We start from the raw sequence: 14,857 nt of genomic DNA, 5'->3' as shown, positions 1-14,857 counted from the left end.
CATGGCCGTCAGCCCGCGGGAAGCTGACAGTGGACCCGTTGATCGCCAGGTTGGGCTTGGCGCTCGCCATTGGCCTGCTGGTAGGTCTCGAGCGTGGCTGGCGCGAGCGCGACGCCCCGGATGGCGCGAGAACGGCCGGTATCCGCACCTATGCCATTACCGGTCTTCTTGGCGGCCTGTTCGCCGCGCTCGCCAAGAGCGTCGCGGCACCATCGGTGCTGATCGCAGGGCTGCTGGCCTTCACCGCGGTCTTTGCCTGGTACAAGAGCCGCGAAGCCATTCAGGATGCGGATTTCAGCGTGACCGGTGTTGTCGCGGCCCTGGGCGTGTTCGTGCTCGGAGCACTGGCGGTTGCGGGGGATCACCGCGCCGCTGCCGCCGGAGGCACCGCACTTGCCGTCCTCCTCGCCAGTCGCGATCTGCTGCATGGTCTTCTCAGGCGCCTCTCCTGGATCGAGTTGCGCGCCGCGCTGGTGCTGGCGGTGATGACGGCGATCATCCTGCCGCTCCTCCCTGCGCAGGCGATCGATCCGTGGGGCGGCTTCAATCCGCAACAGATCTGGCTCTTCACAGTGCTGACTGCTGCAATCTCGTTCCTCGGCTATATTGCCGTCCGCCTGTTCGGAACCACACGTGGAGTGCTGGTGGGCGGATTGGCGGGGGCAGTGGTATCATCGACGGCGGTGACGCTGGCGCTCGCGCGTACGGCAACCGCAGGCGGCAATCCTTGGCCGCTGGCCGGAGCCGCCACGCTCGCCGCCGCCGTCTCGGTGCTCCGTGTTGCCGGCATCGTCGCGATCGTCTCACCATCAGTGCTCGGCGTCGCAGGACTTGCCATTCTTGCCGCGGTTCTGACTTTCGTGATGTGCGGCGGGGTGTTTCTGTCGCGCGGTGCAGTTCCAACCGACGCTGGACAAATGCCACGCAACCCCTTCGAATTGTGGGCACTGCTGGCCTTTGCGATCCTGTTTGCTGTGGTTTCGACCATAAGTGCTGCAGTTTCGGTCGGGAACACTGGTGGCATGGTGGTCACGTCGGCGATCACCGGCACCTTCGATATCGACGTTGCCGTGCTGAGCGCATTGCGGCTCCTTGGTGTCTCGGCAGACAGAGAGACTGTGGGGCACGCCGTGCTGCTCGCCCTGACAACGAACGCGGCTGGACGGTTGGTTGTCGCGGCCGGGACGGGGCCGGTGCGTTTTTGGCTCCCGATCGCGGTCGCCACCATTACGGCAGTCGGCTTGGGCTTCCTCGTCTTCGCGACACTTCCGCATTTCGACTGGCCTGGTACGCCGTCGTGATTGGTCTCATCATGACGACAACACTATCTGGCTGGAACGGCTTTACAGCATCGGATTGGCATTGATCCCGATCAAACAGGAAAACTTCCTGATGCGCTAGAGTTGAATCGAGGTGATTTGAGGTGGCTCTGGTGGCGAACATTTGCGAACGATTGAGAACGGCTGTCGTGGCCGCGTTGGTATTCGCCTTTCTGACGGCGTCCTTGACGACTGCCCACACCTTGCCGTGTCCAGACCCGGCCAATACTCAAACCGTTTCGGCAAGCGCCAACGTGGACGGCGTTCTCGTGCATGCAGGTTATCATGGTAGCGGCAAGAGGACCGACAGAAGCCTCGATCAGTGCTGCCAAAAATACTGCCTCAAGTGCTTCAGCCTTGTGCCGCCTGCCGCCCTCTTCGATGGTGCCCCCGTGGTGAGGGATCATGCATTGCCGATCGAGACCCAATCGGCCGGCATTTCTGTCCATCCTTCCCACGGGCCTCCCCGAAGCTGATCTGACCGAAACGACCCGATCGCGCATTGGGTCGCCGACCAGCGTCCGAAAGACGCACCGATCAGCTTGCCTGCCGATGCAGGCCACATCAGGAGTGAACCATGAACAGACGTCGTTTTCTCACAACGATCATGACCGGGACCGCCGCCGTCGGCGCGGCTTCCGTCATCCGCCCCTTCGGCGCCCTGCCTCAGGCCTCGGCCGCCGCGCCACCGCTCAGGCTCGGAATTGCCAGCCGCACGATCGAGGTCAACGGCAAGGCAGCACGCGTGTTCGGATTGATGCAGCCTGACGGCAAGCAAGGGATCCAACTGGACGCTGGATCGAGTTTCGATGTCGAGCTTGCAAACGTGATCGATGAACCGACCATGATCCACTGGCACGGCCTGACGCCGCCCTGGAAGATGGACGGCGTGCCGGACAATCCGATGGCCCTAATCAAGGCAGGCGAGGTCGTGCGCTATACCTTCCCTGTCGGTGCCGGCGGCACGCACTGGATGCACGCGCACACGCTTCAGGAGCAGAACCTGCTTGCCGCGCCACTTGTCGTCCGCACCGCGGCCGACAGGGAACGGGATGAACAGAACGTCGTCATCCTCCTGCACGACTTTTCCTTTACGCCGGCCGAGGAACTGCTGGCCAGGCTCAAGAGCGGACAAGCCCACGACGCCCGGTCGAGTGTACCTGCGACAGGGCAAGGGAAAATGGCCGGAATGCCGATGATGGATCATTCCGCCATGGGGCACGGCAATATGGAGATGGATGGCATGAACAAGGGCGGCATGCCCGGAATGGACATGGGCACAATGGGGGCCATGGACCTCAACGACATCGATTATGATGCCTACCTGGCCAACGATCGAACGCTCGACGATCCCGAAGTCGTGCAAGTGGAAAAAGGCGGCCGCGTCCGCCTGCGCATTATCAATGGCGCGACTGCCACAGCCTTCACCATCGACACCGGCGTCGTGCAGGGAACGCTCGTTGCTGTCGACGGCCAGGAGGTCGAACCGGTCGACGGCAAAACATTCCCGATCAGCATGGGTCAACGCCTCGATATCCGCTTGGAACTGCCTCAAGGAGCCGGAACCTATCCTGTTCTGGCCCTGCGGGAAGGGGCAATGGAACGCACGGGCGTGATCCTCGCCACAGCCGGAGCCCCCATCCAGCGTATCGCTCCCATTGCCGAGGCCGACGGTCCGATCGTGGGCAATTCCCTCGAGCAGCGCCTGCGGGCCGTAAGGCCGCTGGCCGTTCGTCCGGCAGACAGACGTTTCGAGATCGCCCTGACCGGCCAGATGCAAAGCTATGTATGGGGCATGGACGGCGCCTCGGATATGCGCACGCGTCAAGGGGAGCGGATAGAGATCACGATGCGCAACGCATCCATGATGGCGCATCCGATGCACCTGCACGGTCATCATTTCCAGGTAACCAACGTGAACGGCACCGCAATCTCCGGGGCCGTGCGCGATACGGCGCTAGTGCCACCCGGCGAAACCCTGACCTTCGTCTTCGATGCCAGCAATCCGGGCAAGTGGCCGCTGCACTGCCATCACCTCTACCACATGGCGACCGGCATGATGGCCTACGTCACCTATGAGGATCTTGGCTAGAACCTGTCGTTGCCTGGTGCCGGAATCCGAGCCGGCACCACGACGACTGTGCATCCTTAACCTCGATCAAAGATGCAGCCGCCGAGCGCTGGCATACAAAATGGTGCTCTTTCCTCTTAAGGCGGCGGGAAGCGGCGCGATCGAACTTTCGTTTCTAAGGATTTCTGGAATGACACAGCACAGTTCCATCCGGGTTGCCGTGAACGGCTATGGCGTAATCGGCAAGCGGGTGGCCGACGCCGTGCGTCTTCAGGCTGATATGGAACTCGTCGGTGTCTGCGACATCGCGAGCGACTGGCGCCTGCGCCCGCTTGAAGAGAAGGCGATTCCGCTCTACGCGGCGTCCGATGAGACGGCTGGCCCGATGAGGGCATCCGGCTTGTCGGTCGCCGGTACGCTCGATGCGCTGCTCCAGACCGCGGACATCGTCGTCGACTGCACACCCAAGCGCGTCGCCGCAACCAACGTCGAGCGGTACCGGGCCCGCGGCATCAAGTTCATCGTCCATGGCGGCGAGAAACACGCCGTGACCGGACACTCTTTCGTCGCAGAAAGCTCCTTTGCGAGCGCGATCGGCCGCCAGTCGACGCGCGTTGTGTCCTGCAACACGACCTCCATCGTTCGCACGCTTTCCGTCTTGAAGCGGGCCGGCCTGCTCAAACGCGCGCGCGGCACGCTGCTGAGGCGCGCCACCGATCCGTGGGAAAGCCATGAAGGCGGGATCATGAACACGCTCGTGCCCGAGCCCGAGATCCCGAGTCATCAGGGACCAGACGCCCAGAGCGTCGACCCCGACCTCGACGTGGTGACCATGGCCGTCAAGGTTCCCGAGACGCTGGCGCATCTCCATTATTGGTCCGTCCAGATGACCCGGGCGGCCGAGAAGGAGGAGGTGCTCGGGGCTTTCGGCGCTTCGTCGCGGATCGCGCTGATCCGAACCACGGACGGGCTCACCGCGATCAATACCGTGAAGGAGCTGATGGCCGACCTCGGCCGACCGCACGACAATCTCTACGAGGTGGCGCTCTGGGAAGACATGCTGCGCACGGAAGGCGACGAGCTGTTCTACGCCTACATGGTCGACAACCAGGCGATCGTCATTCCCGAGACGATCGATGCCATCCGCGCCTTGACCGGCCTCGCATCGGGTGCCGACTCTTCAATCGCGCTGACGAACGCGTCGCTCGGCATCCGGCAGCGGTTGTTCTAACGCGATGCGCGGCGGCCGCCTATAACCGGGGTAAAGCGCGTGAGCTCGCGGTTTTTCAGGATCGTCGCCGCCGCAGTCTCATTGACTCTGCTCTATCTAGCCGAGCGGCGCCGCGGCGTCGCCGCCGATGCCTCGGCCCTGCCAGTTCGCCTACGCCAGACGCTCGATGAGCTCGGCGGAACCTTCATCAAGATCGGTCAGGCCCTCAGCATGCGGCCCGACCTGTTCCCGGAGGACTATCTCAGGCAACTGCGCGACCTGCGCGAGCGTGCCCGGCCATTTTCCTCGACAGAGGCCAGGGCGGAACTTGAGCGCGCCTTGCGCCGGCCGGTCGAACAGGTGTTCCAGACATTCGACAGCGAACCTTTCGCAGCCGCTTCGATCGCCCAGGTCCATCGCGCCACCCTGCCCGACGGCCAGGAGGTGATCGTCAAGATAAGGCGCCCGCACATGCGGGAGCGGATCGACAGCGACATGCGGATACTCGTTGCCGTTGCCCGGATCGCCGGCGCGGCGATCCCGAGCTTCCGCCGCCTGCAGCCCGAGCGCCTCGCCCGCGAAATGTGGGCCAATCTCCGGCGCGAGACTGACCTTCTCCAGGAAGCGCGAAACATTCGACGATTTTCTGATGCCTACAGGCAGCGCACCGACGTCTACGTGCCGGAAGCATTCGAAACGCTATCAAGCGAAGCAATCCTCGTCCAGGTCATGAGCCATGGCCGATCGATCGAGGATTCGGCCATATCGCAGGACGGTTCGCGGATCGCGGGCGTCCTGGTCGATTTCTATCTTGAGCAACTGCTGACGACCGGTCTGTTTCATGGCGATCCGCATCCCGGCAATCTCTTCGTTATGGAGGACGGCCGGATCTGCTTTCACGATTTCGGGCTCGTGGGCCATCTTGACCACACGACACGGCGCAATCTCGGGATCTTTCTCCAGGCGTTCGTTCACCAGGACGCCGGATGGATGCTCGACGCGGCCATCGCTCTTTCGCTGATCGACCGGCAGGCGGAACGCACGGCATTCGTGCAGGGTATCGAAGAAATCCTCAGCGACTATTCCTCGCTGCCGCTGAAGGACTGGTCTATCGCCGATGCTTTCCTCAGGGTGATGCGGCTCGGTGACGGCGCCCGCGTCGTCGTTCCCTATAACCTCATGGTTTTCGTCAGGGCGCTTTTTCTGATTGAGGGCTGCCTGCGCCGGCTCGATCCCAACTTCAATGTGCTGGATACGATCATTGCCAAAGGCGAGGCCGCGTTGGCGCACACGCTGGGCGGCAGGCCTGACCCGGCAGCCATGGCGCGTCTCAAAACCGAGCTGGCGCTCTCCGCAGAGGACCTGCCCTCGCTGTTGGCCTCCTGGCTTCATCGCGCCCATCAGGACGGCGGAGACCTAGCCCTTGGTGTGCGTGTCCATCAATCGGACGAAACCGAGCGGCGGCTCGACCGCCGGGCGGCTCTCGCGGCGCTGGCGCTTCTGTCGGCTGGAATGCTGGTCACGTCCGCGCTGTTGGCGCAAGCGCATATTGGACCTGAGGTGATAGGGCTGCCCGTCACGGCCCTGATCGGATTTATCGTGGCGATCTGGATCTGCATGCGCGTCCTGCGGTGGATTAACATACTGTGGCGACGATGAGCGCTGCGTCGGTGCGGGCGCACCTGCACCGCCGCGCGCAGCGGACGGGCGGAGATCACAGGACCGTGGAAGCCGAAGATCCTGGGATCGAACGAACGCTGCTACTCCACTCCTCAACCTTCGCGGAAAACATAGGCACACGGGACGACGGCGATGGCGCTTATTGGGAACGAAGCCTGGGCGATCGCCTACTTGGTAGTGGAATGGACAATCCGCATTGTCATGGTTTTTGTCGTGCCCTTTCGACGTTCGCCCGACGCCGCGCGCAGCTGGCTGCTGCTAATATTTTTCCTGCCCCTTCCTGCACTTGCGGTCTATCTTGTTATCGGCAGACCGACCTATCCCCGCTGGCGCAGGGAACGCTTCGCCAGATTGCCGGAGGTCCTGGTCGCGGCATCGAAAGAGATTGCCCATTCTCACTTCTGCCGCCGTCCCGACTTGCCAGGCTCGCTGGCGGGACCGGCGCTCCTGATTGAAACCCTCGGCCAGTTCCCCGCGCTTTCTGGCAACAACGTCGAACTTCTTTCCAATTATGAGGGTGTTATCGACCGCATGGTCGTCGACATCGATCATGCGGAACGAACTGTCCATCTCCTGTTCTACATATTCGCAGACGACCGGACGGGTCTGCGCGTAATAGAAGCATTGGAACGGGCGGTCCTGCGAGGTGTCACATGCAGGGTACTGATTGATGCCATCGGGTCCCGGCAATGGCGGCACCAGGTGACGAGGCTGCTAACCCGAGCAGGTGTGGACGTTCAATTCGCTCTGAAGGTGGGGATCTTTCGGCGCAGATCGGCGCGTGCCGACCTGCGTAATCACCGTAAGGTTGCCGTCATAGACAGCCGCATCGGCTATATCGGCTCCCAGAACATAACAAACGCCCTATCTGCCTCCAACATCGCAAACGAGGAGTTGGTCGCACGAGTTGTCGGCCCGATCACGACAGAGCTGCAAGCCGTCTTTGTCGCCGACTGGTTCATGGAAACGGAGGAGGAACTGGCGGTATCCGCCCTTTTTCCACACCATCATCCCGATGCCGGGGCCGTTGCACAGGTCCTTCCAAGCGGTCCTGACTACCCGAACGCAGGGATTGGCAATGTAATTGCGGCTCTGGTTCACGGCGCAAGCAAGCGTGTCGTGATCACGACGCCCTACTTCGTCCCGGACGAACCTCTCCTTCAAGCACTCAAAACCGCCGTGCTGCGTGGGGTGGAGGTGCGTTTGCTGGTCTCGCGTCTCACGGATCACATCCTGGTGAAATTGGCGCAGCAATCCTACTACTCCGAACTCCTCCAGGCCGGTGTCCAAGTGCATCTCTATGAGGAGGTCTTTCTGCACGCCAAGCATATGACGTTTGATGATGAGATCTCGCTGCTGGGTTCCAGCAATGTCGACATCCGCTCTTTTGTCCTAAACGCCGAGGTAAGCCTTATCGTTTTTGACAAGGGTGTCACGGAACAGTTGCGCCGTGAGCAAGTGCGCTGCTTCGACAACACCGCGACGCTCACGCTCGACGGTTGGGAAAAACGTCCAATGATCCACAAGATTGGCGAGAACCTGGCGCGGCTGGCGAGCCCTCTCCTGTGAACAGCATCAGCGGCTTCCAAATGGAGCAATCGAACGCAACGCGATGCCCCACTTCGGCTGCGGGTGCATATGGGCGTATTCGTCGTGCGGATCTTGCTCTACGCTCGCACTTGGCACGGCAAACGCCGGCAATGCGACCGTACAGCGATCACGCCAGTGCGGGCCTGGCTCGCCTGCGCCACATCAGCGCCAGGAGATAGAGGGAGATCACCGCACCGCCGAAGCAGAACACCGAGATATAGGCGTAGGAGAAGAACGCATAGGTGATGACGAGGACGCCGGCGACGAGCAGGCCGAAAATCTTGATCTCCCAGCCTCGCACCAGCAGGAAGGGCACGATGACGACAGCAACGTAGATCGCGTAGGTCACGGTCCGGGAGACGAGCCCGTCGAGCAGATTGATGTCCTGATAGCGAACTGCCCAACGCAGGAAGGTCGTTGCCAGCCAGCCGTCATGGACAAAGTACGGAATGAACTGCAGGCCGCCCAGCATCGCGCCCGCGATGACGAACAAAAGGATGAGGTTCCGGCGCCCACCGCCCTCCAGGAAGTAGGCCGACAGAGGTACCCAGATCGGCCAGGCAATCCAGGTGAAGAACATGTAGAGCAAGGAATACTGGCCGACGCGATGCGTGTTGCCTGCGTGGCCCTCGATCCAGATCAAACCCTCCACCAGTTGCTGCAGACCGAACAGAAGCGGAAGGGTTGCGATCATCAGATAGCGGCGATCTGCCCGCCAGGCCGACGCGCCCGCCACCGCGCCGCCCGGGATGAGGACGGCGGCGGCACCCAGACTGACCTCCGCGGAAAGGCACATCTCAGGCTACCCCTACCAGATTGACCGGGCGACCGGCCGCAAAGCCTTCGATGTTGGCAAGGGTGGTGTCGATGATACGTCGCAGCGCCGCGTCGGTGTTGTAGGCGTTGTGCGGCGTGACCAGAACGTTCGGAAAGCGCAGCAGCACGTGGTTGGCGACAAGCGCCTTGAGATCGACCGTATCGACCGCCATGTTCTGGCGGAAGATCTCGGCCTCCTCACGGATCAGCGGCTCCTGCGGCAGCACGTCGAGACCGGCCGCGCGCAACTTGCCGCTTGCCAGCGCCCGCACCAGCGCCTCCGTGTCGACCACATTGCCGCGCGCGGTATTGATGAGGATGGCGCCGTCCTTCATAACGTCGAACTGCCGTTCGCCGATCATCCCGACGGTGTCCGGTGATGATGGTACATGCAACGTCACCACATCGGCCTGCGCCAGGACCTCGTCGAGCGCGCCATAGGTGAAGCCCAGCCGTGTCGCGGCGGCAGCGTCCTCGACCTGATCGAAGGCGAGGACCTTCATGCCGAAGCCATGCGCGATCTCGATCGTGCGGCGGCCGATGCGCCCTGTTCCAACAACCGCAATGACCTTGTCCCGCAACTCAAGACCACGCATGCCGGCCATCGAGAAACCGCCGCGGCGGGTCAGCGCGACACTCTCGACGATGTTGCGCGCAAGCGCCAGCAGCAGCGCGAAGGCGTGCTCGGCGACCGTCGCATCCCCGTAATCCGGCACATTGGCAACGGCGATACTTCGCTCTCGACAGGCGGTCAGGTCGATATGATCGTATCCCGCCGAACGGGTCGCGATGAGTTTCAGATCGGGCAATCGATCGATGATGCCGGAATCAAGGCGGGACGCCACGAAAGGGCTGATCACCTCCGCGTCCTCGAATTCGCCGACCGTGGTGATATTCAGCGGAGCCGTCGTGCAGCGGACGTCGTGCCGGCGCATCAGTTTTGCGCAGGCTTTCTTCTCCCAATCCTCCGCTTCGAACAGAACAACCCTCATCGAGGCTCCTTCTCCACTGTCAAATCATCCTTAAACCCCGATCCCACGACACTGTCGACCACCATCCGCACGACGTCGATTTCCTCCTGCGAGCGCATGGTCCCTGCGACGTGCACCCGACCCGCGGCGACATGGAGTTCCGGCTGTCGGCGCAGCACGGCGCCCGCCTCCTCGAGGCGGGCGCGCAGAGCCCGCGAGACCGCCGCATCGCCCCTGATCTCCGCATCCGGTCCGCCCGCCGAAATGACCTTGAGCAGGTCCGCCCTGCTGACGATGCCCACCAGCCGTGCGTCGCGCAGCACCGGCAGACGCTTGATCCGGTTGAGGCCGAGCAGCATCGCCACTTGCGACAGCGGGGCATCCTCGTCGATGGACAAAACCGGGGCCGACATCAGCGCACCGACCTTCCAGCTGCGGCTCTTGACGTAGGCCCGCGCACGCTCTTGCACTCCGCCGTCACCGAGAGGTGTGCCGAGCTCGGAGCGCCGCAGCAGGTCGCCTTCCGTGACCATGCCGATCAAGGCTTGTGCGTCGTCGAGCACCGGCAGGCCGCTGACATGTTCGGTGAGCATGATCTGCGCGGCGTGCCAGACGCTGTGCTCCGGGCTGATGGTGACCAATCGCGTCGACATCACATCTTGCACACGCATCCTCGTCCCTCGTCAACGCAAATAGGCTTCGGTGACGTAGCGGCGCATCATCCGATGAGAATTGAAGGACGACCCGATCTTGCTGATGGCTTGCTTCATCATCCAGATCCAGCGTCCCCGGTCACCGTGATAGAGGGGAAGCACCACAGCCCGCAGCTTGTCATAGAGCGCTCCCGCATCGCTCGCCTCGGCACCATTGCTGGGGATCGACCAGCCCGTCACACTCTCGACACAGCCCTCGATCCACCAACCATCGAGGACGCTCAGGTTGAGCGCGCCGTTGAGGGCGGCCTTCATGCCGCTCGTGCCGGATGCTTCGAGCGGCGGCAGCGGCGTGTTCAACCAGACATCGCAACCGGCGACCAACGCGGCGGCAACGTCGAGATTGTACCCAGGCATGAATACCGCCGGGATCGTGCCTTCAAGTGCATCGATATGCGCCCCCAGCGCGCGTATCGCTTCCTGCCCGCCGCCATCGTTCGGATGCGCAAGGCCGGCCAGGACGATCTGGAAAGGTTGAGCGTTCGCGATCTCGCGCAAGCGCTCCATGTCGGAGAAGATGAGCTCGGGCCGCTTATAGGCGGTCATGCGCCGCGCATATCCGATCAGCGGCAGGTCGGGACGCAATTGCCTCCCCGTCGCCTGCGCGATCCGTGCCAGCAGATCATGCTTTGCGTCCCCGTGTGCCGACCACAAGGCGTTGTCGCCGATCTGATCGGAGAAGGCGAGGACCTCGGGCTCGTGCGCCCAGTTTGAGAATTGCTGCTCGAACAGTCTGGCAATGGCGCCATGCGTCCATCGATGGACATGAACGCCATTGGTGATCGAGGCGATCGTATAGCCTGGGAAGAGTTTGCGCGTCGTCTCCGCGTGCCGGCGGGCGACACCGTTGACATAGCCGCTGAGATTCAGCGCCAGATGCGTCATATTGAGCTGATCGGCGCCGGCGAGGTGCGCCAGGATATCGCGTTCAATGTAGTCGCCGAGCACGCGCTCAACGAGGTCATAGTCGAATTTGTCGAACCCGGCTTCCACAGGCGTGTGCGTCGTGAACACGCAGCGCTCGCGAACCGCCGAGACGTCGTAGCTGTCGATCGGATCGGACGCGTGAACGCCGTCTGGCCGCCGCGTTCCTTTTAGAAGGGGCAGGGTTAGCAGCGCTGCATGGCCTTCGTTGAGGTGATATTTCTCGATGCGGAAGCCGAGCGCACGCAGCACGCTCTGGCCGCCGACGCCGAGCACGATCTCCTGCTTCAGCCGATAGGCCTGGTCCCCACCATAAAGCGCATCGGTGATCCGGCGATCCTCCACGGCGTTCTCCGCGAGATCCGTGTCGAGCAGCAGCACCGGGATGACATGCCCCAGCTGGCATTCCAGCGCATAGAGCCAGGGGCGCACCCACACCGCACGTCCCTCGATTGACACAGCTACCATCTGCGGCAAGGCGGTCGCAAAGTCTTGGGGCGACCACGGATCAGCATGGCTGACCTGCGCATGACTGTTGTCGATCTCCTGCCGCGCATAACCCTGGCGGCTCACGAGCGTAACGAACACCATTGGTAGATCGAGATCAGCCGCCGAGCGCGCCGAGTCCCCGGCGAGCACACCCAGCCCGCCGCTGTAAGTATGCATCTCGGCGCGAAGCGCGATCTCCATCGAGAAATACGCAAAGCGCGTCCGCTGAACAGCCCGATCCAGAAAATCCAAGAGTACCCTCCCGGTGTGAGGAAGCCCGCTTGTCGGCGTCACTCGCGCGATCGACGGATTATTTCTTCTTCTTGGCAGAATCTGCGACCTCATCCGTCGCTTCGGGCTCGGCGCCCTCCCCCACGATCTCGGCTTCGGCGCGCAGCCAGTGCTCTAGGTCGTGACCTTTCGGACAACCCTCACGCACCCAGATTTCATAAGCTCGCAGCTCGATCTTGGGTCGAACAACGTCCTTCTCCAGAGTGGCCTGCGCTTCTGACATGATAGTGCTCCTTCTTCGATGTCGGACTTCTTTTTGCGCATGGCAGTGTGAGCCCGAGTTGGACAGCAATCGTTGATGGAGGTTAAAGATGACGTACTGGCCCCCCAACTCCTTAACTCCAATGCTGTGTTATTCACTGAAGGTATGAAATTAGGCTTGGACATCGGGAGCGCCATGCATAGAGCAGCTAGAAGATGATGATTAGTGTAACCGGCACGACGATCTTGATGCGTGCTTCGGCACGTTGCAGATATTCGAACTGGCCGTTCCACCCGATGGTGTAGCCGGGCGGCAGTGTCACCTGCTCCGCAACAGCCCTTCGGGCATCGGCGACATAGCCGCCGAGATCACGGCCTCTGACGTCGACGCAGACATAGTTCGCAAGCTGGCCGTTCTCGGTGCTGATCGAGGTGGCACCGCGCCTGAGCTCGACCTTGCTCCGAACTGTGTCGATCGGGAGCGACATGTCCGTTCCCGATCAAAGCGGTGATGGCGTAGCTCCTCTGGCCACCGAAGCCCTCCACATTGATGGGCGAGAAGTCGAACCGGACCCGTCCAGGCTGGCCTTTTGGCGAACCGCGCAGGGTAGCCTCGTCGTTCCCGACACCTTAATCGAGATTAAAGACTCCGCCAGACGGGCATTGCTATCTCAACAACAGTTGCCTCGCGGTCGGCTTACGGGCGGTGGCGCAAACCATGCACCTACCGAGCCCACGCGCGATACTGGAGGAGCAATATGACCAGAACTCAGATAGGCAAACGCGGTAACGCTCGCCGTTCAAAGCTTACAGCGAGCAGCGCCGCCCTCTACGGCTTTCGCGCTATCGCCGCCTTTTACCTGATCACGGAGCGTCGTGCTCACACTCTGGGCTGGTTGCCTTGGCTTCTCATTTTGAGTTGTCCGGTACTCCATATCTTTATGCATCGGAAGCATGGCGCATATGGACATAATCATCACGAAAGGCGTGCCGACCAAGACAGCCGCTGGCCTCCAATGGATCAGCTTCAGGTAGCGAGAGCGAAGCATGACCAACGGCACTTCGAATCGCGACATGCCAGATCCGAAACCCGTTACTCGCTGCGCGGCTCGTCGCTGCACGGATACGAGCGAACGAGGGGCGAGGGTGATCGACGCGGGTATCGGACAGCTTGGACCCGAACAGTGGCGCGAGCCGTTGGATTTGGCATCTCCTGAATTTAACGGCCTAGCGCCTCGTAGGAGGCTGCTGTCATGGCTAGGCGACCACCTGCAATAGAGCTGCGTCACCTTAACACCTTCGTGGTCGTGGCCGAGCATGGCAGCTTCCGCAAAGCCGGGGCGGCCATCGGGCTATCGCAATCAGCGGTCAGTCGATGTATTGCTGACCTTGAGGATCAAATCGGCGCCTCGCTGTTTCACCGGCACACCTGGGGGATTTCGCTGACCCATGCAGGGCAACGGTTCCTTGGGCGGGCAAGACAAATTCTCAGAAACGTCGACGACGGAGCCGAAGATATTGCTGCCATAGGGCGTTCTGAAGACGGCTTCGTGAGGATCGGAATATTCTCATCGATTGCCTCGGGGTTTCTTGCAGAACTATTGCGTGCATATCATCGCGCGCATCCGAGGGTTCAGGTTGAACTCATCGATGGCAATCATTCAGAGCATGTGGCGGCGATCCGCCAGTTTTCTCTTGACGTCGCCTTCCTTACCGGCACCCGCCTCTGGTCTGATTGCGACACCTCGTATTTTTGGTCTGAGCGCGTCTTTGCGGTTCTACCGGAAGATCATTCGTTAGCCGGGCGCGACGAGGTCGATTGGACCGACCTTGTTGACGAAACTTTCGTCGTGAACGACGTGGCCCCCGGCCAAGAAATTCACGACTACCTGGTTCAGCGCTTGGCTGGTCTGGGTCAGCACCCTGAGATCACCGTCCATTTTGTCGGACGAGAGAACCTGCTCCCACTCGTGGCTCTGGGCCGCGGATTGACGGTCGTTAGCGAGGCGATGACTGCGGCTCAGTTCCCCGGCGTGTGCTATCGGGCGATTCTCGGGGAAATCTTGCCATTTAGCGCCGTATGGTCTCCACGTAATGACAACCCGGCCTTCCGAAGGTTGCTTAGCATGGCGCGTTCTATGGCAACGTCGTGGTCTCCGGGCTCGACAGGGTCAAACGCGCAATAGCGCGCCCTCTCCTGAGCCTGTGTAAGATGCAGGGATTGGTCGGGCGGCTCAAGAAGCCGCCCGACCGGCGTTATTTGCCACGATCGGCGAGCCACTTCTTCATCATGGCGATCTCGCCTTCCTGGGCTTTGATCACGTCTTCTGCGAGCTTGCGGACCTCAGGGGCGCGACCGTACTCGAGAACGACCTTTGCCATGTCGATAGCGCCCTGATGATGGGGAACCATGCCGCGCATGAAGTCGACATCGGCATCGCCTGAATAGTCCATCAGCATGTTCTTCTGCATGCTTTCCATGACGGCCATGTAAGCCTTGGTCGAGGGTTCGTCCGCGGCGGACATGTCCATGCCCTGCATGTTCATGCCGGGCATATTGTGCCCCTGCATAGCGCCATTGT

At 61.7% G+C, this 14,857-nt stretch carries 13 protein-coding genes and 1 pseudogene; 7 read left to right on the top strand and 7 right to left on the bottom strand.

The window, feature by feature from the left end:
• Positions 1-29 precede the first annotated feature (29 nt).
• The 5 genes from P9A16_RS17460 (at position 30) to cls (ending at position 7,849) form a co-directional block, all read left to right on the top strand.
• Entirely contained in the window at positions 30-1,301 is a 1,272-nt protein-coding gene (locus P9A16_RS17460) for an MgtC/SapB family protein (RefSeq protein WP_077546184.1), read from the top strand.
• 595 nt (positions 1,302-1,896) lie between these two features.
• On the top strand, positions 1,897-3,411 hold the full coding sequence (locus P9A16_RS17455) for a multicopper oxidase family protein (RefSeq protein ID WP_112585228.1): 1,515 nt from the start codon (positions 1,897-1,899) through the stop codon (positions 3,409-3,411).
• A 169-nt stretch (positions 3,412-3,580) separates the two neighbouring features.
• Positions 3,581-4,621, top strand: a complete 1,041-nt coding sequence (locus tag P9A16_RS17450) for a type II glyceraldehyde-3-phosphate dehydrogenase (RefSeq protein ID WP_077546182.1) — start codon at positions 3,581-3,583, stop codon at positions 4,619-4,621.
• A gap of 39 nt (positions 4,622-4,660) precedes the next feature.
• The gene (locus tag P9A16_RS17445) at positions 4,661-6,259 is read left to right on the top strand and encodes an ABC1 kinase family protein (RefSeq protein ID WP_112585226.1); all 1,599 of its coding nucleotides are present in this window, start codon (positions 4,661-4,663) and stop codon (positions 6,257-6,259) included.
• 153 nt (positions 6,260-6,412) lie between these two features.
• Entirely contained in the window at positions 6,413-7,849 is a 1,437-nt protein-coding gene (cls, locus tag P9A16_RS17440; RefSeq protein ID WP_112585224.1) for a cardiolipin synthase, read from the top strand.
• 148 nt (positions 7,850-7,997) lie between these two features.
• Here cls and P9A16_RS17435 read toward each other — a convergent pair whose 3' ends face one another.
• From P9A16_RS17435 to P9A16_RS17410, 6 genes and pseudogenes are all read right to left on the bottom strand, one after another.
• Entirely contained in the window at positions 7,998-8,666 is a 669-nt protein-coding gene (locus P9A16_RS17435) for a DUF6629 family protein (RefSeq protein WP_077546179.1), read from the bottom strand.
• 1 nt (position 8,667) lies between these two features.
• Entirely contained in the window at positions 8,668-9,678 is a 1,011-nt protein-coding gene (locus P9A16_RS17430) for a hydroxyacid dehydrogenase (protein ID WP_050747022.1), read from the bottom strand.
• Positions 9,675-10,328: a CBS domain-containing protein gene (locus P9A16_RS17425; RefSeq protein WP_112585223.1), complete on the bottom strand. Its 654-nt coding sequence runs from the start codon at positions 10,326-10,328 to the stop codon at positions 9,675-9,677. The genes P9A16_RS17430 and P9A16_RS17425 overlap by 4 nt, the downstream gene beginning before the upstream one ends.
• A 12-nt stretch (positions 10,329-10,340) precedes the next feature.
• The gene (glgP, locus tag P9A16_RS17420) at positions 10,341-12,035 is read right to left on the bottom strand and encodes an alpha-glucan family phosphorylase (RefSeq protein WP_278025776.1); all 1,695 of its coding nucleotides are present in this window, start codon (positions 12,033-12,035) and stop codon (positions 10,341-10,343) included.
• Between the two features lie 58 nt (positions 12,036-12,093).
• Entirely contained in the window at positions 12,094-12,297 is a 204-nt protein-coding gene (locus tag P9A16_RS17415; protein WP_050747024.1) for a DUF2934 domain-containing protein, read from the bottom strand.
• A 190-nt stretch (positions 12,298-12,487) separates the two neighbouring features.
• Positions 12,488-12,736: pseudogene (locus P9A16_RS17410) on the bottom strand (efflux RND transporter permease subunit); the annotation flags it as partial.
• 297 nt (positions 12,737-13,033) lie between these two features.
• On the opposite strand from P9A16_RS17410, the gene P9A16_RS17405 reads away from it, so the two are divergent.
• Both P9A16_RS17405 and P9A16_RS17400 read left to right on the top strand, forming a co-directional pair.
• Positions 13,034-13,492, top strand: a complete 459-nt coding sequence (locus P9A16_RS17405; RefSeq protein ID WP_112585221.1) for a DUF2933 domain-containing protein — start codon at positions 13,034-13,036, stop codon at positions 13,490-13,492.
• Positions 13,493-13,528: 36 nt separating this feature from the next.
• A complete protein-coding gene (locus P9A16_RS17400; RefSeq protein WP_112585219.1) occupies positions 13,529-14,461 on the top strand; it encodes a LysR family transcriptional regulator in 933 nt (310 codons plus the stop codon).
• Between the two features lie 70 nt (positions 14,462-14,531).
• Here P9A16_RS17400 and copM read toward each other — a convergent pair whose 3' ends face one another.
• Positions 14,532-14,846 carry a CopM family metallochaperone gene (gene copM / locus P9A16_RS17395; RefSeq protein WP_425598298.1) on the bottom strand — a complete coding sequence of 105 codons (315 nt, stop codon included), beginning with the start codon at positions 14,844-14,846 and terminating at the stop codon, positions 14,532-14,534.
• Positions 14,847-14,857 lie beyond the last annotated feature (11 nt).

Origin of the sequence: Shinella sp. 838, from assembly GCF_029623935.1 — a bacterium.
Taxonomy (GTDB): Bacteria; Pseudomonadota; Alphaproteobacteria; order Rhizobiales; family Rhizobiaceae; genus Shinella.
The sequence above is the reverse complement of the archived record's forward strand: the minus strand, read 5'-3'. Positions and strand labels throughout refer to the sequence as shown.